The organism is Sphingomonas sp., assembly GCF_032114135.1.
Taxonomy (GTDB): Bacteria; Pseudomonadota; Alphaproteobacteria; order Sphingomonadales; family Sphingomonadaceae; genus Sphingomonas.
Window position 1 is genome coordinate 31111 of the sequence record NZ_DAMCTA010000002.1, and the last position, 19799, is coordinate 50909.

At 67.8% G+C, this 19799-nt stretch carries 20 protein-coding genes; 10 read left to right on the forward strand and 10 right to left on the reverse strand.

Going from position 1 to position 19799, the window contains the following annotated elements; translation table 11 throughout:
* Positions 1–152: 152 nt before the first annotated feature.
* From RT655_RS12135 to RT655_RS12160, 6 genes are all read right to left on the reverse strand, one after another.
* A complete protein-coding gene (locus RT655_RS12135; RefSeq protein ID WP_313537014.1) occupies positions 153–2342 on the reverse strand; it encodes a sodium-translocating pyrophosphatase in 2190 nt (729 codons plus the stop codon).
* A 207-nt stretch (positions 2343–2549) separates the two neighbouring features.
* Entirely contained in the window at positions 2550–3035 is a 486-nt protein-coding gene (locus tag RT655_RS12140; protein WP_313537016.1) for a DUF1440 domain-containing protein, read from the reverse strand.
* Between the two features lie 63 nt (positions 3036–3098).
* Entirely contained in the window at positions 3099–4022 is a 924-nt protein-coding gene (locus RT655_RS12145; RefSeq protein ID WP_313537018.1) for a TraB/GumN family protein, read from the reverse strand.
* Positions 4023–4084: 62 nt separating this feature from the next.
* Positions 4085–4921 carry an S-formylglutathione hydrolase gene (gene fghA / locus RT655_RS12150; RefSeq protein ID WP_313538459.1) on the reverse strand — a complete coding sequence of 279 codons (837 nt, stop codon included), beginning with the start codon at positions 4919–4921 and terminating at the stop codon, positions 4085–4087.
* On the reverse strand, positions 4921–5307 hold the full coding sequence (locus tag RT655_RS12155) for a VOC family protein (protein WP_313537020.1): 387 nt from the start codon (positions 5305–5307) through the stop codon (positions 4921–4923). The genes fghA and RT655_RS12155 overlap by 1 nt, the downstream gene beginning before the upstream one ends.
* Before the next feature lie 14 nt (positions 5308–5321).
* Positions 5322–6434 (reverse strand): S-(hydroxymethyl)glutathione dehydrogenase/class III alcohol dehydrogenase, encoded by a 1113-nt coding sequence (locus tag RT655_RS12160; RefSeq protein WP_313537022.1) that lies wholly within the window; start codon positions 6432–6434, stop codon positions 5322–5324.
* Positions 6435–6597: 163 nt separating this feature from the next.
* Between RT655_RS12160 and RT655_RS12165 the strand changes: the two genes are divergently transcribed.
* The 7 genes from RT655_RS12165 (at position 6598) to RT655_RS12195 (ending at position 12281) form a co-directional block, all read left to right on the forward strand.
* On the forward strand, positions 6598–7059 hold the full coding sequence (locus tag RT655_RS12165) for a DUF4126 domain-containing protein (RefSeq protein ID WP_313537024.1): 462 nt from the start codon (positions 6598–6600) through the stop codon (positions 7057–7059).
* Entirely contained in the window at positions 7056–8432 is a 1377-nt protein-coding gene (locus RT655_RS12170; protein WP_313537026.1) for an FAD-containing oxidoreductase, read from the forward strand. Before RT655_RS12165 ends, RT655_RS12170 begins: the two co-directional genes overlap by 4 nt.
* A gap of 15 nt (positions 8433–8447) precedes the next feature.
* Positions 8448–9092, forward strand: a complete 645-nt coding sequence (locus RT655_RS12175; RefSeq protein WP_313537028.1) for a sulfite oxidase-like oxidoreductase — start codon at positions 8448–8450, stop codon at positions 9090–9092.
* A gap of 134 nt (positions 9093–9226) precedes the next feature.
* A complete protein-coding gene (locus RT655_RS12180) occupies positions 9227–9589 on the forward strand; it encodes a response regulator (protein WP_313537030.1) in 363 nt (120 codons plus the stop codon).
* Complete coding sequence (locus tag RT655_RS12185; RefSeq protein WP_313537032.1) at positions 9586–11355, forward strand: PAS domain S-box protein; 1770 nt, start codon at positions 9586–9588, stop codon at positions 11353–11355. The genes RT655_RS12180 and RT655_RS12185 overlap by 4 nt, the downstream gene beginning before the upstream one ends.
* Positions 11352–11969 (forward strand): response regulator transcription factor, encoded by a 618-nt coding sequence (locus tag RT655_RS12190; RefSeq protein ID WP_313537034.1) that lies wholly within the window; start codon positions 11352–11354, stop codon positions 11967–11969. Before RT655_RS12185 ends, RT655_RS12190 begins: the two co-directional genes overlap by 4 nt.
* Before the next feature lie 90 nt (positions 11970–12059).
* Positions 12060–12281 (forward strand): hypothetical protein, encoded by a 222-nt coding sequence (locus RT655_RS12195; protein ID WP_313537036.1) that lies wholly within the window; start codon positions 12060–12062, stop codon positions 12279–12281.
* A gap of 204 nt (positions 12282–12485) precedes the next feature.
* Here the strand turns inward: RT655_RS12195 and RT655_RS12200 are convergent, their stop codons facing one another.
* From RT655_RS12200 to RT655_RS12215, 4 genes are all read right to left on the reverse strand, one after another.
* The gene (locus RT655_RS12200) at positions 12486–13304 is read right to left on the reverse strand and encodes a hypothetical protein (RefSeq protein ID WP_313537038.1); all 819 of its coding nucleotides are present in this window, start codon (positions 13302–13304) and stop codon (positions 12486–12488) included.
* A gap of 92 nt (positions 13305–13396) precedes the next feature.
* A complete protein-coding gene (locus RT655_RS12205) occupies positions 13397–13855 on the reverse strand; it encodes a GNAT family N-acetyltransferase (protein WP_409530269.1) in 459 nt (152 codons plus the stop codon).
* On the reverse strand, positions 13852–14970 hold the full coding sequence (locus tag RT655_RS12210; RefSeq protein ID WP_313537041.1) for a M14-type cytosolic carboxypeptidase: 1119 nt from the start codon (positions 14968–14970) through the stop codon (positions 13852–13854). The genes RT655_RS12205 and RT655_RS12210 overlap by 4 nt, the downstream gene beginning before the upstream one ends.
* Positions 14967–15578: a DUF4136 domain-containing protein gene (locus RT655_RS12215; RefSeq protein WP_313537043.1), complete on the reverse strand. Its 612-nt coding sequence runs from the start codon at positions 15576–15578 to the stop codon at positions 14967–14969. Before RT655_RS12215 ends, RT655_RS12210 begins: the two co-directional genes overlap by 4 nt.
* 207 nt (positions 15579–15785) lie before the next feature.
* Here RT655_RS12215 and ykgO point away from each other — a divergent pair, with 207 nt between their 5' ends.
* The 3 genes from ykgO (at position 15786) to RT655_RS12230 (ending at position 19798) form a co-directional block, all read left to right on the forward strand.
* Complete coding sequence (gene ykgO, locus RT655_RS12220) at positions 15786–15911, forward strand: type B 50S ribosomal protein L36 (protein ID WP_010543750.1); 126 nt, start codon at positions 15786–15788, stop codon at positions 15909–15911.
* Positions 15912–15919: 8 nt separating this feature from the next.
* Entirely contained in the window at positions 15920–16540 is a 621-nt protein-coding gene (locus RT655_RS12225) for an HAD family phosphatase (protein WP_313537047.1), read from the forward strand.
* Between the two features lie 483 nt (positions 16541–17023).
* Positions 17024–19798: an EAL domain-containing protein gene (locus RT655_RS12230; protein WP_313537049.1), complete on the forward strand. Its 2775-nt coding sequence runs from the start codon at positions 17024–17026 to the stop codon at positions 19796–19798.
* Position 19799: the final 1 nt, after the last annotated feature.

Sequence of the window (19799 nt, forward strand, 5' to 3'; positions counted from 1 at the left end):
CGGTGAGGGAACAAGATCCTACCCGGCACGGGGAGGGGGACCGCCGCCGAAGGCGGTGGTGGAGGGGGCTTCCACGGGCGAGTCCCTCGCGGTGCTGCCCCTCCACCATGCTGCGCATGGTCCCCCTCCCCGTTCCGGGGAGGATCTTCAGGTCAGTGCGTGCCGCCGCCTGCCAGCGCGGCCAGCAACAACAGCGCGACGATGTTGGTGATCTTGATCATCGGGTTCACGGCCGGTCCGGCGGTATCCTTGTACGGATCGCCGACCGTGTCGCCGGTCACCGCAGCCTTGTGGGCATCGCTGCCCTTGCCGCCGTAATTGCCGTCCTCGATGTACTTTTTCGCATTGTCCCAGGCGCCGCCGCCGCTGGTCATCGAGATGGCGACGAACAGGCCGGAGACGATCACACCGAGCAGCATCGCGCCGACGGTCGCAAAGCCCTGTTCCTTGCCCGCCACCGCGGCGATCAGGAAATAGACAATAATCGGGCTCAGCACCGGTAGCAGCGAGGGCACGATCATCTCGCGGATCGCTGCCTTGGTGACGATGTCGACCGTGCGGGCATAATTGGGCCGGCTGGTGCCCGCCATGATGCCCGGATTGTCGCGGAACTGCGCGCGGACATCCTCCACCACCGATCCCGCCGCGCGGCCGACCGCGGTCATGCCGAACGCACCGAACAGATAGGGGAGCAGCGCGCCAAGCAGCAGCCCGACGATGATATACGGGTTGGAGAGCGAAAAGTTGACCGGTCCGGTAAGCCCCAGCGCGTCGCGATAATGGTCGAGATCGGTGGTGTAGGCGCCGAACAGCACCAGCGCCGCCAGCGCCGCCGAGCCGATCGCATAGCCCTTGGTCACCGCCTTGGTGGTGTTGCCCACCGCGTCGAGCGCATCGGTCTTGTGGCGGACCTCGTCTTCGAGGCCGGCCATCTCGGCGATGCCGCCGGCATTGTCGGTCACCGGACCATAGGCGTCGAGCGCGACCACCATCCCGGCCAGCGCCAGCAGCGAGGTGGCGGCGAACGCCACGCCGAGGATACCCGCGATCTGATAGGTCGCGATCACCGCGACGACGATCACCAGCGTCGGCAGCGCGGTCGATTCGAGGCTGATCGCGAGGCCCTGGATGACGTTGGTGCCGTGGCCGGTCACCGAGGCCTTGGCGATCGACTTCACCGGGCGGAAATTGGTGCCGGTGTAATATTCGGTGATCCACACCAGCAGCCCGGTCACCGCCAGGCCGATCATCATGCACCAGAACAGCCCCATGCCGGTGACAGTCGGCATCGCCGCCGTCGCCGCAACTGCATCGGCCGAAAGCGTGCTGCCGTCGAGCAGCGCGCTGGGATCGCCGAGCGAGGCGATCGAATCCTGCATCCGGCCGCCGAGCACATAATGGGTGACGCCGTAGATGGCGGGCACCGACAGGATCACCGTGGTCCAGAAACCTTTATAGAGCGCGCCCATGATCGACTGGTTGATGCCGAGGCGGACCATGTACGTGCCGAGGATCGAGGTGATGATGCACACGCCGCCGACGAGCAGCGGCAGCGCCATCAGCCGGGTGAGCAGCGCCGCATCGACGCCGCGCAGCAGCAGCGCAATGGTGACCATGGTGAGGCCGAGCGTGACGACATAGGTTTCGAAGAGATCGGCGGCCATGCCGGCGCAATCGCCGACATTGTCGCCGACGTTATCGGCGATGACCGCGGGATTGCGAGGGTCGTCCTCGGGAATGCCGGCCTCGACCTTGCCGACAAGGTCGGCACCCACATCGGCGGCCTTGGTGAAGATGCCGCCGCCGAGGCGCGCGAAGATCGAGATCAGCGAAGCACCGAAGGCCAGCGTGGAAAGGGTGAGCACAACGATGCGATCGCCCGGCGCGTGGTGCGCCACCTCCACCAGATACCAGAACAGCACCGCGATCGAGAGCAGGCCGAGGCCCGCCACCAGCATGCCGGTGATCGCGCCCGAGCGGAAGGCGAGGGTGAGCCCGCCCTGCAGGCTACCGCGCGCCGCCTCGGCCGTGCGCACATTGGCGCGGACCGAGATGTTCATGCCGACAAAGCCCGCGACGCCGGACAGGATCGCGCCGATGAGGAAGCCGACGGTGGGGATGATCCCCAGCGTGAGGAACAGTACGACACCCACCACGACGCCGACCACGGCAATGGCGGTATATTGCCGCGTTAGATAGGCCTTGGCGCCTTCCTGGATCGCGGCGGCGATATCCTGCATCTTGGCATTGCCGGCGGGTGCACGCAGCACCTGCTGGCTGGTGATGAAGCCATAGGCCACGGCGATCAGGCCGCAAACGATGGCGAAATAGACGATCGTCATAGAGTGACATCCTCCCCTGCAATTGCGGGTCGCGGCGCGCGCCGGGTCTGTCCAGTCTCGTCCGCAACCCGGGAGGGTATAGCAATAAGGGGTTCGCGCAAGGCGATTGGGGGGGACGATCCAACCCCGCGAACATCCCCCCTCCCGCGGCGTCGATGCTGGCCCGCCGCCGAAGGGGTGGGAAGGGTGAGGGTGACTGCGCGTAGCTTACCGCGCGCCGGCGATGATCCGCCGCACACCTTCCAGCACCACGCCGTAGACCAGGTGCGATGCGGCGCCGTACGCGTGGATCGAGGCCGGCGTCTCGCTCGGCCCGCTGCCGAGCCCAAGTGCCGGCACCGCCCCCTCGTCCAGCAGTGCGGAGGTCACCACGCCGTACGCGCCGCCAAAGCCCGACGCCGCTTCCGAACGATATTCGGTGATCAGCCCGTAGATGCCACCCAGCACGCCACCGACAATGTAGTGCACCGCCTGGCCCGAGGCTTCGCGATACTTTTCAGGTACCTTTTCGCCCGTGGTTGCTTCGACCACCATGTCGGCAGCCTTCACCGTCGCCGGATCGCCGTCGCTCTGGTCTTCCTTGGGAATCAGCTTGCCCGCCTGGTTTTGGAAGGCGGCCATTGCGGCCGAGGCGACCAGGCCGGCGGTCACGCCCGCGAGCAGACCGATCAAGGGACGGGGGTTCGATGCCATGCGAATTGCTCCAAGGTGCATACGGCGGGGCGCCGCGTCAAAGAGGACGCGCCCCTCGGAGGGTCAGTAGCGGATGCGTTCCGCTTTCACCTGATCCTTTGCGAGGAACGCCTGGACACTGTCGTTGCCGGCCAGATGGCCGGCACCTACCGCCAAGAACACCGTTCCGGGCGTTTGGAGCCGTGCCTTGATCCATTTTGCCCACCGCGCATTGCGCTCGGTCAGCAGGATCCTCGCGAGGTCGGGCGTATCGCGCATGCCCTCGTTCATCGTCGCGCCGAGTGCTTCTGGATCACCCGCGGCCCACTGGTCGATCATCTTGCCGAGCTCGGTGCCGAGCTTCGGGTAATCCTCCACCGCCGACATGAGGAAGGCGAGTTGCAGCGCCTGCGGCATGCTGGAGAAATAGCCGAGTTGCTGCTCCGCGGTTTCCAGCCCGACGATCGGCTTGCCGCTTTCCCGGGCGGCAGCGGTCAGCACCTTCTCCGCGCCGCTCGCGGGATCATAACCCAGCTTGGGCAGGCCCGCGACGCTGAGCGTGATGCCCGCCACCCAGGGCTGGAGCATGTCGAACGCGGCCGGGGGCACGCCGATATCGGCCATCGCCTTCAGATAGGCGTCGCGCTTGTCTGCCGGCAGCTGCTCGGCGATCGGCTTGGTGCCGGCGGGCGCCATCGCGGTCTTCATCAGCAGCCCCTGCATCGCGGCGGGATCGGGCTCGATCAGTTCGAGCACCAGCGTGTCGCTCTTGTCGAACGCCGTCTTCACCGCCGAATCGAACCAGCTGAGCCCGGGCTGCAGCACGTGCACCGTGCCGAAAAGATAGATGGTGGTGTCCGCATCCTTGACCACCCACAGGGCCGGATCGGCGGGGCGGCTCTGCGGGGCGGGCGTGGCGGTCGCCGGTGCCGCCTGGCCGAAGGCGAGCGGGCTGAACAGCAGCGCGAGCGGTGCGGCGACGACGGCGAACAGCGGCTTCAACTTCACGCCCGAAAACTCCCCCGAATGGACGGCACCGCGTCATGCGGCGCCGGTGTGCTGGTCTTATATCACGCTTTCAGCCGCGCGGCATGCCAGGCGACATGCTCGGCGAGGAAGGTGGAGACGAAATAATAGCTGTGGTCATAGCCGGGCTGGAGTCGCAGCGTCAGCGGGATGCCGACGGCGGTGCAGGCATCGGCCAGCAGCTGCGGGCGAAGCTGCTCGGCGAGGAAAGTGTCGGCGTCGCCCTGATCCACCAGTAGTGCCGGCACGCGCGCGCCGTCTTCGATCAGCGCGACGGCGTCGTGGGTGCGCCACGCGGCCGGGTTGTCGCCGAGATAGCCACCCAGCGCCTTCTGTCCCCACGCGACCTGGCTGGGCGCAACGATGGGCGCGAACGCCGAGATGCTGCGGAAGCGGTCGGGATTGCGTAAGGCGATGGTCAGTGCGCCGTGACCGCCCATCGAGTGGCCGGTGATTCCCTGGCGGTCCAGGTCCGCCATCAGGAACTCGGCCGCAAGCAGCGCCGGCAGCTCGTCCTCGACATAGCTGCGCATGTGGAAATGCGGCGCCCAGGGCGCCTCGGTCGCATCGACATAGAAGCCGGCGCCCTGGCCGAAATCATAGTCCGGCACATCGGCCACGCCTTCACCGCGCGGGGAGGTGTCGGGGGCCACAAAGATGATGCCCGCCTCCGCGCAGGCCCGGCGATACTCGCCCTTTTCCGTAACGTTGGCATGGGTGCAGGTGAGGCCCGAAAGATACCAGAGCACCGGCAGCTTCGCATCCTCGGCATGGGGCGGGACATAGACCGAGAAGGTCATCGCCGTGCCCGTCGCGGAGGAGACGTGGCGATACACCCCTTGCACGCCGCCAAAGGCCTTGTTGGTCGACAGCGTCTCCATCACGCGCGGACCGGGTGTACGGCGCACAGCTTGTTTCCCGAAGGATCGCGCAGATAGGCGAGGTAGAGTTGGCGACCGCCGGTGGCGTCTCGGATCCCCGCGGGATCCTCGATCACGGTGCCGCCATGCGCCGCGCCCGTTGCCTGCCATGCGTCGACGAGGTCGGTCGATGCGGCGAAGAAGCCGATCGTCCCGCCATTGGCGCAGCTTGCCGGTTCCCCATTGATCGGCCTGGTGATGAGCAGACGGCCGCCGCTGTGCGCATAGCCGATCCGGCCCTTCTCATCGACGATCCCCGCAGGCACGCCGAGCACGCCGAGCGTCGCATCGTAGAAGGTCTTGGCAGCGTCGATATCGTCGGCGCCGAGCATCACATGGGTGAACATCGCTTGTTCTCCTCTCAGTATACGACGACGCTGCGGATGCTTTCGCCCGCATGCATCAGATCGAAGCCCTTGTTGATCTCTTCCAGCGTCAGGACATGGGTGATCATCGGGTCGATCGCGATCTTGCCGTTCATGTACCAGTCGACGATCTTCGGCACGTCGGTCCGGCCCTTGGCACCGCCGAACGCGGTGCCCTTCCAGACGCGGCCGGTGACCAGCTGGAACGGGCGCGTGGCGATTTCCTTGCCTGCCTCGGCGACGCCGATGATGATCGATTCGCCCCAGCCGCGATGGCAGCATTCGAGCGCGGTGCGCATCACCTCGGTGTTGCCGGTCGCGTCGAAGCTGTAGTCGGCGCCGCCATCGGTCAGCTCGACCACCTTGGCGACGATCTGTTCGCGCGACATGCCCTTGGTATTGAGGAAGTGGGTCATGCCGAACTTGCGGCCCCATTCCTCGCGGTCCGGATTGACGTCGATGCCGATGATCTGGCCCGCGCCGGCGAGGCGTGCGCCCTGGATCACGTTGAGGCCGATGCCGCCCAAGCCGAACACCACGACCGTCTCGCCCACCTGCACCTTGGCGGTGTTGACCACGGCGCCGACGCCGGTGGTCACGCCGCAGCCGATATAGCAGCTGGTCTGGAACGGCGCGTCCTCGCGGATCTTCGCCACCGCGATCTCGGGCAGCACGGTGAAATTCGAGAAGGTCGAGCAGCCCATGTAATGGAAGATCGGCTGGCCCTTGTAGCTGAAGCGGGTGGTGCCGTCCGGCATCAGGCCCTTGCCCTGGGTGGCGCGGATCGCGGTGCACAGGTTGGTCTTGCCCGACAGGCACGACTTACACTGGCGGCATTCGGGCGTGTAGAGCGGAATGACATGGTCGCCGGGCTTCACGCTGGTGACTCCGGCGCCCACCTCGCGGACGATGCCTGCGCCTTCATGGCCGAGCACCGAGGGGAACAGGCCTTCGGAATCGAGGCCGTCCAGCGTGTAGGCATCGGTGTGGCACAGGCCGGTGGCCATGATCTCGACCAGCACTTCGCCGGGCTTGGGGCCCTCCAGATCGAGTTCGACGATCTCCAGCGGCTGTTTCGCTTCGAAGGCGACGGCGGCGCGGGTCTTCATGGCCGGTTCTCCTGTAGGGCTTGGTTGGGCCGCCTGATCCTTCAATCGGTGGCGGGTTGCAACCCGTGGCGGTTCGTTTCGTTGGCGGCGGGGGCATACCCAAGTGCAGTTGCGCAGGCGCGCAGAAAGGCGCTGGGTGGTGCCGTTATTGGGAGTCCTGCCGATGCCGCCCCTCGTCCTCGCGCTGTTGATCGGCATCGTCGCCGGCATGCGCACCATGACCGCGCCGATGGCGATATCCTGGGCGGCCTATGCCGGCTGGCTGCCACTCGGCGGCACCTGGCTCGGCTGGCTCGGCTGGTGGGGGACGCCTTGGATCTTCACCGTGCTGGCGATCGGCGAATATGTCGCCGACAAGCTGCCGACCACGCCCAGCCGCAAGTCGCCGCCGGGGTTCATCGGGCGGCTGGTCTCCGGCGCGCTGTGCGGTGCCGCGATCGGGCTGGCGGCGAGTTCGCTGCCCTTGTGCCTCGCCGCCGGCGTCATCGGCGCGGTGATCGGCACCTTCGGTGGCTATGCGGCGCGGATGGGGCTGTGCCGGGCGTTCGGCACCGACCTCCCCGCCGCGCTGGTCGAGGACCTCGCGGCGATCGGCATCGCGGCCTTTGCGGTGTCTTCGCTGTGAGCCGCGGGTTCGACGCGATCGTGATCGGCGCCGGGCAGGCAGGGACGCCGCTCGCCGGGCGGTTGAGCGATGCGGGCATGTCGGTGGCGCTGGTCGAGCGGCACCTGCTCGGCGGCACCTGCGTCAACACCGGCTGCAAGCCGACCAAGACGCTGGTCGCCAGCGCCTATGCCGCGCACATGGCCCGTCGGGCGGCAGATTTCGGCGTGACCATCCGCGGCGAGGTCGGCATCGACTTCGCCAAGGTGCGGGGGCGGGCCGACAAGATCTCGTCGGATTCGCGCGCCTCACTGCGAAGCTGGATCGACGGGATGGCGAACTGCACGCTGTTCTTCGGCCAGGCGACATTCGAATCGCCGCACCGGGTACGCGTCGGCGACGACGTGCTGGAGGCGGATCGAATCTTCCTTAACGTCGGTGGCCGCGCGCTGGTGCCCGACATGCCCGGCGTGGACGCGGTGCCGTTCCTCACCAACAGCACGATCCTCAAGCTCGACGCGGTGCCGCGCCATCTGGTGGTGGTGGGCGGCAGCTATATCGGGCTGGAGTTCGGCCAGATGTTCCGCCGCTTCGGCGCCGAGGTGACGATCGTCGAGAAGGGCCCCAGGCTGATCGGCCGCGAGGATTCCGAAATCTCCGATGCGGTGCGCGACATCCTGGAAGCGGAAGGCATCGCGATCCGCACCGGCGCCGAATGCATCCGCTTTGCAGCCCAGGGTGAGGACGTACTGGTCGGCGTCGATTGCCACGAGGGCAGCCCCGAAGTGCTCGGCAGCCATGTGCTGCTCGCGGTGGGGCGCACGCCCAACACCGACGATCTGGGGCTGGATGCGGCGGGCGTGGCCACCGACGCGCGGGGCTATGTGCAGGTCGACGATCGGCTGCGCACCAATGTCGCGCACATATGGGCGATGGGCGACTGCAATGGCCGCGGCGCCTTCACCCACACTGCGTATAACGACTTCGAGATCGTCGCCGACAATCTGCTCGACGGTGCCGACCGCAAGGTGACCGATCGCATCCCTGCCTATGCACTCTACATCGATCCCCCGCTCGGCCGCGTCGGCATGGGCGAGGCGGAGGCGAAGAAGGCGGGGCACCGCATCGAGGTCGGCAAGCGACCGATGGCGCGGGTGGGCCGCGCGGTCGAGAAGGACGAGTCGCTCGGCTTCATGAAGCTGGTCAGCGACGCGGACAGCGGCATGATCCTCGGCGGCGCGATCCTCGGCACCAGCGGCGACGAGGCGATCCACGGCGTGCTCGACCTGATGGTGAAGCAGGGCACCGCCACCGATCTCGCGCACGCGGTGCATATCCATCCGACCGTGTCCGAGCTATTGCCGACCATCGCCGGCGAGCGGAAGCCGGCCTGACAAGGGAAGCGCCCGATGGACGAGGACAGCAAGCTCACCCGCTCCAAGCGCGCCTGGGCCGAGGCGGGCAAGTTCCTGACCGGCCGTACGTCGCGCCCCGAGGCCGAGCGGCTGCCGCCCGGCCAGCATCTCGTCACAAACTGGCCGGTGCTCGATCTCGGCCGCCAGCCCGAGGTGCGGCCCGAGCGCTGGCGGCTCACCATCGACGGCATGGTCGCCCGGCCGCTGACGCTCGACTGGCCCGGCTTCGAGGCGCTCGCCACCGACGAGCGCGTCAGCGACATCCACTGCGTCACCAGCTGGTCGCGCTACGACAATCGCTGGGCGGGTGTCGCCACGGCGCGGCTGCTGGAGATGGTCGAGCCCCGTGACGAGGCCGAGGCCGTGATGCTCCACGGCTATGACGGCTATACCACCAACCTGCTGCTCGCAGACTTCGCCGCGCCCGACGCGCTGATCGCGCACCGCTGGGAGGGCAAGCTGCTCCACCGCGACCATGGCGGCCCGGCGCGGCTGGTGGTGCCGCATCTCTATTTCTGGAAGAGCGCCAAGTGGATCTCGCGCATCGAAGTGATCGGGCGTGACCGGCCGGGCTTCTGGGAAGTGAACGGCTATCACCTCCGCGGCGATCCCTGGGCCGAGGAGCGCTATTCGCGCTAAGCCGAGCGCCAATACGTAGCTATCCGCATGACGCTGCAGATGGCGCGCGCATATTTTGGCCCCATGCGTTCTAGCGTCTGCCTTTCGTGCCTCTTCCTGTCGCCCCTGGTGCGCGCATGAAGGAGGGCGTCCCCATGCCGAGCCGCGTCCTGCGCGAACGCGTGCTGCTGGTCGATTCGCAGGACGATTCGCGCCGCGCGCTGCAATTGCTGCTCCAGGGCTGCGGAATGGAGGTGCGCGCCTTCGCCTCCGCCGCCGCGGCAATGGCCGAGGCGACGCTCGACCAGATCCGCACGCTGCTGATCGCGCGGGAGCTGTCCGATGGCGATGCGATCCACCTGCTCCGGCAGCTCGCCATGCGCGGCTGGAAGGGGCGGGCGATCCTGATCGGCCAGAGCCATGCCGAGCTCGATGACGAGGCCCGCGCCGCCGGGTTCGCGCATGTCGTGAAGAAGCCGGTCGGCCGACTTGAGCTGCTCGGCGCGCTCGCGCGATGAACTTTCCCTTGCCGCAGTTCGACATGCCGGCGCCGGTGACGCTGGGCGACCGGGTGCGGCGGCGCATCCCCGAGGCGATGGCGACGCTGCTGCTGCTCGTCTCCGGCCTCGCGCTGGCGCCGCTGGTGTCGCGCGGCGAGCGCTATGTGCTGGTCGGCGTGCTGCTGGCCTGGGCGGCGGCGATCCTGTTGCTCGCCTCGTATAGCCGCGCCCTGCGCCGCCGCCTACGTGCCGAGGAGGCGGATGCGCGCCGCCGTGCCGACCGCGCCGACGAACTCGCCGCCGAGCTCAACCTGCTGATCGACGGCGCGGTCGGCTATGCGATCTACACCGTCGATCCCAAGGGCCGCGTGTCCTTCTGGAACGAAGGTGCCGAGCGGCTGAAGGGCTGGCGCGAGGACGAGGTGCTCGGCCGCGACATGGGCCTGTTCTACCCGGCCTCGGCCGTGGCGGCGGGCAAGCCGCGCGCGGATCTCGACGCCGCGCTGCGCGACGGCAAGCTCGAGGAAGAGGACTGGCGGCTCCGCAAGGACGGCAGCGAGTTCCTCGCCCAGGTGCTGATCACCCCCTTGCGCGGCCCCGACGGGCGGCTGCGCGGCTTCGGCAAGGTGATCCGCGACATCACCGAACAGCGCGCCAGCGAACGCCAGGCGACCGCCGCCGCCAACCATCTCCGCTCGATCCTGGCGACGGTGCTCGACGCGATGGTGATCATCGACGAGCGCGGCAACATCGTCTCGTTCAGCGCCGCGGCCGAACGGATGTTCGGCTATGCCGAGGACGAGGTGGTCGGCGCCAATGTCAGCCTGCTGATGCCCATAGGCGACGGCGCGCGGCACGACGGCTATATCCGCCGCTATCTGGAGACCGGCGAGCGGCGGATCATCGGCACCGGCCGCACCGTCACCGGGCGGCGGCGCGACGGATCGACCTTCCCGATCGAGCTGTCGGTCGGCGAGGCGATGACCGAGGGTGAGCGCGTCTTCACCGGCTTCATCCGCGACCTCAGCGACAAGCAGCGCGCCGAGCAGCGGATCGAGGAACTGCGCTCGGGCCTGATCCACGCGGCGCGGGTGAGCGCGATGGGCACCATGGCCTCGACGCTGGCGCACGAGCTCAACCAGCCGATCACCGCGGTGGTGAACTATGTGCGCGGCGTCTCGAACCTGCTCGATGCGGGCGACCCGGAGGACCTGCCGATGATCCGCGAGGCGCTCGACGACACCGCGCAGGAGGCGCTGCGGGCGGGCACCATCGTCCGCCGGCTGCGTGAATTCGTCGCCCGCGGCGAGGTGGAGAAGAGCGTCGAGCAGATCCCCGACCTGGTCGACGAAGCCTGCAAGCTGGCGCTGATCGGCGCGCGCGAGAAGGGCGTGGTTGCGGAGTTCCTGTTCGATCCCGCCGCCGGCCCGGTGCTGGTCGACCGCATCCAGATCCAGCAGGTGCTGATCAACCTGATGCGCAACGCGATCGAGGCGATGGCCGACTTGCCCGAGCGGCGGCTGACTATCTCCAGCCGCATGGAGCCGCCCGGCTTCGTGCGGGTGACGGTGGCGGACACCGGCCCCGGCGTTGCTGCCGAAGTCGCCGGGGACCTGTTCCGTGCCTTTCATAGCACCAAGGCGGACGGCATGGGCCTCGGCCTCTCGATCTGCCGCACCATCGTCGAGGCCAATGGCGGCCGCATCTGGCTGGAGCCGCGCGAGGGCGGCGGCAGCTGCTTCCACTTCACCCTCGTCCATGTAGAAGAAGGGAATACCCTGTGACCGACAAGCGCCTCGTCCATATCGTCGACGACGAGGATGGCGTCCGCCGTTCCGCCAGCTTCATGCTCAAGACCTCGGGCTTCGCGGTGCAGACCTGGCCCTCGGGCGTCGCCTTTCTCAAGGAGGCGCGGCATGTCGAGCCCGGCTGCGTGCTGCTCGACGTGCGCATGCCCGAGATGGACGGGCTGGAAGTGCAGCAGGAACTCCACGCACGCGGCATCGCGTTGCCGGTGGTCGTGCTGACCGGGCATGGCGACGTCTCGCTGGCGGTGAAGGCGATGAAGGCGGGCGCGGTCGACTTCCTCGAAAAGCCGATGGAGAGCCGCGCGCTGATCGACGCGATCAACCGCGGCTTCGAGCGGCTGGAAGCCGCCGAGGACGTCAAGACGCGCGCGGCGGACGCGGAGACGCTGCTCGGTGCGCTGACGGTGCGCGAGCGCGAGGTGCTGGAAGGGCTGGCGCAGGGCTATCCGAACAAGACCATCGCCTATGACCTCGGCATCTCGGCGCGCACCGTGGAAGTGCACCGCGCCAATGTGATGGCGAAGCTGGGCGCGAAGAGCCTGTCCGAAGCGCTCAGGATCGCGTTCGCGGCGGGGATGGGTGCAGGTTAAACGATTGCACGGTCGTGCATCTTTGGCGCGGTCGTGATAGGATCGAGGGACTCGGGAAAAACACGGAATCACGCACGCTGAGGAGCGGGAATGATGACGATGCACTGCGAACCGAACGCCATGGCAGCGGTGCTGCCGGAAGTGGAAGAAAGCCTGCGGTCCTGGTCGTCGGGCCTGTTCACCGCCTGGTGCGACGCGGTGATGACGCCGTGGAACCTGGTCCCGCAGCCCACCACCCATGAGGTGAGCCGCGGCGATCGGCTGACCATCCCCGAAGCGCTGGAGAGCGGGACGCTGTCGCTGTTCGCCTGAGGGCATGAAGCAGGGGCGCGGGCGGCGCTCCTTGCGCGGCTGCCGTCGATGGCGCGCTCCGGAGCGTCCGCTGGAGGGAGCGCGTTCTACCGTTCGACGTCCAACGCGTCCGGTGGCACGCGGCCTTCCCCGGGCAGCTCCAGACCTTCAGCTTTCTTCACGCGACCCGACTTGCGCTACCTCGGCTGGCCTCGCTCGAGGACGTTATAGAATCTCCCGTTTCAGTATCTTTTTGACGAACTGTCCGCCTTTGGCTTTCGGTTCGGTATCATCGGGGCAGGTGCCGGTGACTCGTGCGGCATGGATCGCGCCGTGGTCCGCGCGGATCTGCAGCGTGGTTTCCGCCTCGGCGCCGTGATCGCCGCAGGGCCAGTCGGCGAGCTCGCCCGGGCGCGGGTTGCGGGCGAGCGCCTCCCACTGCCAGCGATAGAGTGCCAGCGGGCGTTCGGGATGCTCGGCGCTGGTCAGCGCATGAAGGCCGGGATGCGCGCGCGAGGTGCCGACTGCCACCATCAGCTGCTTGCCGCAGGGCAGCGCGTCGATCTGCAGCAGGAATTCGCCGGCGACGCCGTCCTGGTCGTAATCGGCCAGCTTGAGGATCGAAACCGCGGGGCGGGCGCGGATCGTCTTTGGCGTGACCTCTTTGGAGACGTCATCGTCGCTTATCGGCCAGCGCGGCAGGACCGCGCCCGCGCCGTCCCCGCCGGCGAGCATTTCAGACCCGGCGAACAGGGGCGCCAGCGCCATCCGTTCGGGCGCCGCGTCGGGGCGCTGGCGTTCCAGCACCAGGTCGCCGGTCTGCGCATAGGCAACGCCGCTGCACGGGCAGGTGATCGCCATTTCGGGATCCTGCGGCCCGCACGTGGCGTCGTCCCGCGGCGCCCCGCGCCAGACCAGCCGCCACACTTCTTGCACGCCGCCGATCATGACGCGCTTCTCCTCGCGGACGACCTCCTTGCCAGTCGCGGCGAGCAGCGGGGCGGCGGCCAGCGCCAGCAGGGCGAGCAGGGGGCGAACGGGCATGCGCGAAATATGCCATTGGCCGTGGCAGGGCGGAAGCTGTTGTCACTACACCGGCGCTGGGTTTTGAGACCGGCCGAGGTGGATCGGACAGTTCAGAGTATCAGCGTAAGGAAACGGCTGTGTGGATCCTCGGCATAACTGCCGAAGGGCAGGCAGGGGAGGAAGCCGTAGCGCTGGTACAGCCGGACCGCCGGTTCGAACGCGGGCGCGGTGCCCGTCTCCAGGCTCAGCCGCGTCAGCCCGCGGGCCCGGGCGACGGCCAGGATATGCTCCAGCACCGCCGCGCCGACGCCCTTGCCGAGCTGCGCCGGCACGGTGCGCATCGACTTCACCTCGCCCTGCGCCGCATCGAGCTGTTTGAGCGCCCCGATGCCGAGCAGATCCTCGCCCGCCCAGGCGCTCCAGAAGGTGACATCCGCCGCCCGGAGGCCCGACAGATCGAGGAAATGGCAGCTCTCGGCCGGCGAGTTGGCGAGCATGCCCGATGCGTGGAGGCGCAGGAGATCCTGCACCCGGGCATCGTCCAGCCCGCCTTCCCGGATTGCCATCACAGCGTGTCGATCATCCCTGCCAGCGTCTCGAGGCAGGCATGGGCGAGCAGCTTGCTGCGGATCGGCGACCAGCCGAACTCGGTATCGGCGTTGGCGTCATGGTCCTTGAACGGCATTTCCAGCGTCATCGACACCGCGCCGAACCGCTCGGCGAGCTGGTTGGTCGACATGGCGAGGTTGGCCTTGCCGGGGGGCGACTTGTCATAACCGAGCTCGGTCTGGAAATCGGGGGTTTGCTCAGCGAGTCGGCGGCCGAATTCGTAGAATTTCTCGCCAAGCGCATCCGTCCAGCTCGGGATGCCCTCGAAGCCGGCGAGGAAGTTGGCCGGGATGGCCTCGTCGCCGTGCACGTCCATGGCGAAGTCCACGCCGGTCGCGTCCATTCCGTTGCGGACCGCCAGCACTTCCGGGCTGCGCTCCGGCGTCGGCGTGTGCCATTCGCGGTTGAGGTTCACCCCCGCCGCGTTGGTGCGCAGATGGCCGCGACGCGAGCCGTCCGGGTTCATGTTGGGCACGCAGTGGAACGTCGCCTTCTGCCGCAGCGTGCGCGCCACCGCATTGTCTGCGTCGGTGAGGAACTCGAGCGCGCCTTCCATCCACCATTCGGCCATGCTCTCGCCCGGATGCTGGCGGGCATAGAGCCAGACCTGTTTCGGGCCTTCTCCCATGCTGAGGCAGTCGATCGGCTGGCCGTCCAGCGTTGTGCCCAGCTGACGATGGGTCACCCCGTCCTGCAACGCGATGCGGCTGACCAGATCGTGGTGCCGCTCCATCGAATAGGGCGCGAAATAGGCGAACCAGATCAGGTCCGTCTGGAAATGGTGGGTGAAAGTGAGGATGCCGCCGGCATAGTCGGTGTCGGTCATCCGCCAGGATTCGCGGTCGGCCGACCAGCGCGCCTTGTAGCCCGGCCAGCCGAAGGGATAGGCCGAGCTTCCCGCATTGAGGATGCGGAAGGTCAGCGTCCGCCCCTTCGCGCCGGCGACGCGGAAGTGGAACCACTGGAAGAAGTCCGACTGGTGATCGAGGACGATCTCGCAGTCGACCCGGTCGCCTTCGATGGCGACCACGCGGATGTTGCCGCTGTCGAACGCGGCGCTGATCTGGATGCTCATTTGACCGTCGTAGTGATCCCGGACTCGCCGGGGAAGTCCTTGAACAGCGCGGCGGCGAGTCGCTGCGCGGTGGCGGCGGGCTGATTGTCCTTGATGCCGAGGCCGGTGGTTTCGGCGCGGCCTTCCCAGATCACGTTCTCGCCGGCGCGGCGGCGCAGCTGCACCCAGAGCTGCGACACGAGGATCTCGTTCTGCTTGCGCTTGCCGAGACCGAAGGAGAAGCCGCCGCCCACGCCGACTCCGCCGCCCCGGCCACCGCCGAAGCTGCCGCCGCCCAGGCCGATCGACACCGGCGACGGCTCGCGGACCACGCCGCGCGAGGCGCGGGTGAACGACACCGAGGCGATATAGCCCGCCGGGCGATCGCTGGTCGCAGCGACATAGCCCTGCTTGGCCAGTTCGGCCTGCACGGCATCGGCATAGGCGCGGAACTCGGGCGTGACGTCCATCGCGCCGGACATCGGCATGATGGTGACGGTGGTCCGCTCAAACGGTTCGTTCAAATGATAGCGGGTGACGTCGACCGGCGGGCGGGCGCCGGTGGCGGTGCAGCCGGCGGCCAGCGCGGGCAGGGTGGCAAGCAGTGCAAGACGCAGATACGGATTCACGAACACATACTCCTGTTTCGTGGGCGCAACGGGTGTATCCTGCCGGCAGGCGCCGGGTCGAGCGGATTTGCTGGCCACATCGGCGGTGAAACGTTCGAACGCGCCGATCGGCTGCATCGGGCACGCACGGCCTTGACTTCCCGCCCCCGCGCTTATAGGCGAGCCCCTCTTTCCGGCATTCCAGATAATTTGAGAAGCGAATCGGTCATGAAGATCGTCAATTCATTGAAGTCGCTCAAGGGGCGGCACCGCGACAACCGCGTGATCCGCCGCCGTGGCCGGATCTACGTGATCAACAAGACGCAGAAGCGTTTCAAGGCACGCCAGGGCTGATCGCCCACGTGGGAACTGCGCCGCACGCCGTCATCTTCGACGTCGGCAACGTTCTTTTCCCTTGGGAACCGCGGCGTTTGTACGAGCGCCTGTTCGACAACGAGCAGGCGCTCGACGCGTTTCTGTCGCAGGTCGTCACCAAGGAATGGCATTTCCAGCATGACGCTGGCCGCCCCTTCGCCGAGACATCGGCGGAGCTGAGCGCGCTGTACCCCGAGCATGCCGACAAGATCGCGCTCTGGGGGCCGCGCTTTGGCGAGCAATTGGGGCCACCGATTCCCGGCATGGCCGAGCTGATCGAGGAACTCGATTCGGCGGGCGTTGCGCTGTTCGGCATCACCAACTTTTCCGGCGAGTTCTGGCGGGACTGGATGCCGCAGGTCGAGTGGCTGTTCGGCCGCTTCCGCGACATCATCGTCTCGGGCGATGAGAGACTGGTGAAGCCCGATCCCGCCATCTACGCGCTGGCGCTGCAGCGATTCGGACTGGCTGGCCCCGACGCCGTGTTCGTCGACGACCTGACGGTCAATGTCGAAGCGGCGCGGGCGCAGGGCATCCACGGCGTGGTGTTCACCGGCGCAGCGGCGTTCCGTGCGGATCTGGTGCGGCTGGGCGTACTCGCCGGCTAAGCAAGGCGGGGGCGGCAACGCTCGTCTTGATCTGGGCGCCGCTTGCCGCTGAAAAGCCGGGATCCAGTCGACATGACGGTGCCGCAACCGCGGGCGGCACAGGAGGCACCTGGCTCCAGGCGGCGTTGCTAAGTTGCGGAAGTTCACCCTCGTGCGCGGTTGCTAAGTTGCGGAAGTTCACGCTCGTGCGCGCTTTGCTAAGTTGCCGAAGTTTATGCTCGTGCGGGGCGCCAAGTTGCCGCATTCGCGCGCCCGCGATTGGCGCCATTGCTGCGCCGTGCGCTGCGCGCGGTCGTGATCCTGGTTCGACGGGTTCAAAGAGCTTCCTGCGGGACGCTGGAAGGCGAACATATAGGGAACATGCGCTTCGTCGCAAGGGGTGCGCGGGGCCGTCCGGCCGCCTTGGGGCATCCGGGAAAATACAGTGCAGGGAAGGCTGTTAATACATCTTCCGCTAGGCTGGAGCGACACTTACGAGGCTCCATGTTCGCTATCGCCTACTGCATCACCGGCCAGCACGATTTGCGCCTCGTCGCGCTCGCGGCCGGCATGTGCGTTCTGACGACCCTCACGGCCGTGCTGATGCTGCGGCAAAGCGTCCGCGCGCCGCGGGCGGTGCTAGGCTGGAAGGCAGGCGGCGCGCTGGCGACGGCCTTTGGTATCTGGGCGACGCACTTCATCGCGATGCTGGGCTATGATCCCGGCTTTCAATTCGGTTTCTCGGTCGCGCTTTCCGCCGGTTCGCTCGGCGTGGTCAGCGCGGCGATGCTCGGCGCGTTCCACATGGTTCGGCGGCAGAGTAGCAGCGCGCAATTGGCGGCGGCCGGGCTGCTGGCGGTCACCGGCATCGCCGCGATGCACTATATGGGCATGGCGGCGATCGACATGCCGGCGCATATCCGCTGGAAACCCGGCTATGTGCTGCTGTCGCTGCCGCTGGGTCTCGTCCCCTTCGTCAGCGCGCTGCATCTGGCAGCGCGCGGCCGGACGGTACGTTCGGGCCTGGGTGCCGCCGCGCTGATGACGGCGGCGGTGGTCAGCCTGCACTTCACCGGCATGACCGCCGTGCAGCTGATCCCGTGGCAACGCGAGGCCGTCGGCACGATTCTGTCCCCGCGCACCATGTCGATCGTGCTGGCGGTCATCACCGTGCTGCTGCTGGCGGTGTGCCTGGGCAGCTGGTGGATCGCGCGGCGCGCCCGCGCGGCGATCGCGGCGAGCGAGCGGCAGTTCAGCATCCTCGCCAAGGGCATCTCGGACTGTGCGCTGTACATGCTGGACCCCCAGGGCCGGGTGGCCAACTGGAATACCGGTGCCGCGCGGCTGAAGGGCTATGCCGAGGACGAGGTCGTGGGCAGCGACTTCGCGCGCTTCTACACGCCGGAGGACCGGGCGGCGGGCGCGGCCGAAGCGGCGCTCGCGACCGCTACGGGCGAGGGCAAATTCACCGGCGAGGGCTGGCGCGTGCGCAAGGACGGCACGCGTTTCTGGGCGCATGTGACGATCGAACGCATCCAGGACGACGAAGGGCGCGCGCTGGGCTTCGCCAAGATCACCCGCGACATGACCCAATATAAGCTGGACCAGGACCGCATCGCCGAGGCGCACCGCCATCTCGACGCAGCGTTGGAGAACATGCACCATGGCCTGTGCATGTTCGGACCGGACGAACGGCTGCTGCTGCGCAACGAGCGATTCCTCAAGCTCTGGCGCCTCCCGCCGGACGCTTGTCCGCCGGGGCAAACGCTGCCCGATGTGGTGCGCGCAGCGCTGGAGGCGCGCACCGGCGCCCCGGTCGATTCCGAGCGCGTCGCCGAAGCGCGAAACCGGATCCGCGCCTCGCTGGAGGATGGCGCCGACCCGACGATCGTCGCCGAATATGATACGGATTTCGTGCTGTCGGTCGACAGCCGCAAGCTGCCCGACGGCGGCTGGGTCACGACCATCGAGGATATCAGCGAGCGTCGCCGTTCGGAGGCGCGGATCGCGCACATGGCGCTGCACGATGCGCTGACCGGCCTGCCGAATCGCGTCCAATTCCAAAGCTGGCTGGACGGCGAACTTGCCCGGGCGGAGGGCGATCGCGGCATGGTGGCGGTGGTCGCGATCGATCTCGACCGGTTCAAGGAGATCAACGATTCGCTCGGCCATAGCGAAGGTGACCGGGTGCTGCGCGACATCGCCCGCGCGCTGACCGGCACGCTGCAGGAGAACGAGATCGCCGCGCGGATGGGCGGCGACGAGTTCGCCGTCGCGAAGCGGCTCGACCATGCCGCCGAGCTCGAGCCGTTCGTTGCCCGGCTGGAGGCGTGCATGTTCGGGGGCTTCGCTGCCTATGGGTCGCTCGCGGTGGGCGCGAGCATGGGCGTCGCGATGTTCCCCGGCGACGCGCGCGATCGCGAGACGCTGCTCAACAATGCCGATCTCGCCATGTACCGCGCCAAGGCCGATTTTGCCGAGCGTATCTGCTATTACGAGCAGGGCATGGACGAGCAGGCGCGGCACCGCCGGGTGGTCGCCAATGATCTGCGCTATGCTGCGACCCGGGGCGAGCTGCGGATGCTGTATCAACCCCAGCGCTCGCTGCTAACCGACCAGGTGGTGGGCTATGAGGCGCTGCTGCGCTGGGCGCATCCGCGGCTGGGCAACATCCCGCCGATGGACTTCATCCCGATCGCCGAGGAGACCGGCGAGATCATCCGGCTGGGCGAATGGGTGTTGCGCACCGCCTGCACCGAGGCGGCGGGCTGGGCCTCCGGGCAGAATGTCGCGGTGAATTTGTCGCCGGTGCAGCTGCTCAAGCCCGACTTGCCCGAGCTGATCGCCGAGATTCTGGTCGAAACCGGCCTGACGCCGACGCGGCTGGAGTTGGAAATCACCGAGACCGCGCTGATCGCCGACAAGGCGCGCGCGCTGCACAGCCTGCGCCGCATCAAGGCGCTGGGCGTCCGCGTGGCGATGGACGATTTCGGCACCGGCTATTCGTCGCTCGACACGCTCCATTCCTTCCCGTTCGACAAGATCAAGATCGACAAGTCGTTCCTGGCGGATTCGGAACGGAGCGAGCAGTCGCGCGCCATCATCCGCGCGATCCTTGCGCTGGGGCGCAGCCTCTCGATCCCGGTGCTGGCGGAGGGTCTGGAGACCGACGCCCAGCGCCAGCTGCTGGTCCGCGAAGGCTGCGAGGAGGCGCAGGGCTATCTGTTCGGCAGGCCCGCGGCGATGGAAGCCGGGACGCTGGTGCGCGCCGCGTCCTGAG

Coding starts and splice junctions, on each gene's coding strand:
- RT655_RS12135 (WP_313537014.1), bottom strand. CDS start 2,342: ATGACGATCGTCTATTTCGCCATCGTTTGCGGCCTGATCGCCGTGGCC.
- RT655_RS12140 (WP_313537016.1), bottom strand. CDS start 3,035: ATGGCATCGAACCCCCGTCCCTTGATCGGTCTGCTCGCGGGCGTGACC.
- RT655_RS12155 (WP_313537020.1), bottom strand. CDS start 5,307: ATGTTCACCCATGTGATGCTCGGCGCCGACGATATCGACGCTGCCAAG.
- ykgO (WP_010543750.1), top strand. CDS start 15,786: ATGAAGATCGTCAATTCATTGAAGTCGCTCAAGGGGCGGCACCGCGAC.
- RT655_RS12175 (WP_313537028.1), top strand. CDS start 8,448: ATGGACGAGGACAGCAAGCTCACCCGCTCCAAGCGCGCCTGGGCCGAG.
- RT655_RS12230 (WP_313537049.1), top strand. CDS start 17,024: ATGTTCGCTATCGCCTACTGCATCACCGGCCAGCACGATTTGCGCCTC.
- fghA (WP_313538459.1), bottom strand. CDS start 4,921: ATGGAGACGCTGTCGACCAACAAGGCCTTTGGCGGCGTGCAAGGGGTG.
- RT655_RS12210 (WP_313537041.1), bottom strand. CDS start 14,970: ATGAGCATCCAGATCAGCGCCGCGTTCGACAGCGGCAACATCCGCGTG.
- RT655_RS12185 (WP_313537032.1), top strand. CDS start 9,586: ATGAACTTTCCCTTGCCGCAGTTCGACATGCCGGCGCCGGTGACGCTG.
- RT655_RS12160 (WP_313537022.1), bottom strand. CDS start 6,434: ATGAAGACCCGCGCCGCCGTCGCCTTCGAAGCGAAACAGCCGCTGGAG.
- RT655_RS12165 (WP_313537024.1), top strand. CDS start 6,598: ATGCCGCCCCTCGTCCTCGCGCTGTTGATCGGCATCGTCGCCGGCATG.
- RT655_RS12195 (WP_313537036.1), top strand. CDS start 12,060: ATGATGACGATGCACTGCGAACCGAACGCCATGGCAGCGGTGCTGCCG.
- RT655_RS12180 (WP_313537030.1), top strand. CDS start 9,227: ATGCCGAGCCGCGTCCTGCGCGAACGCGTGCTGCTGGTCGATTCGCAG.
- RT655_RS12200 (WP_313537038.1), bottom strand. CDS start 13,304: ATGCCCGTTCGCCCCCTGCTCGCCCTGCTGGCGCTGGCCGCCGCCCCG.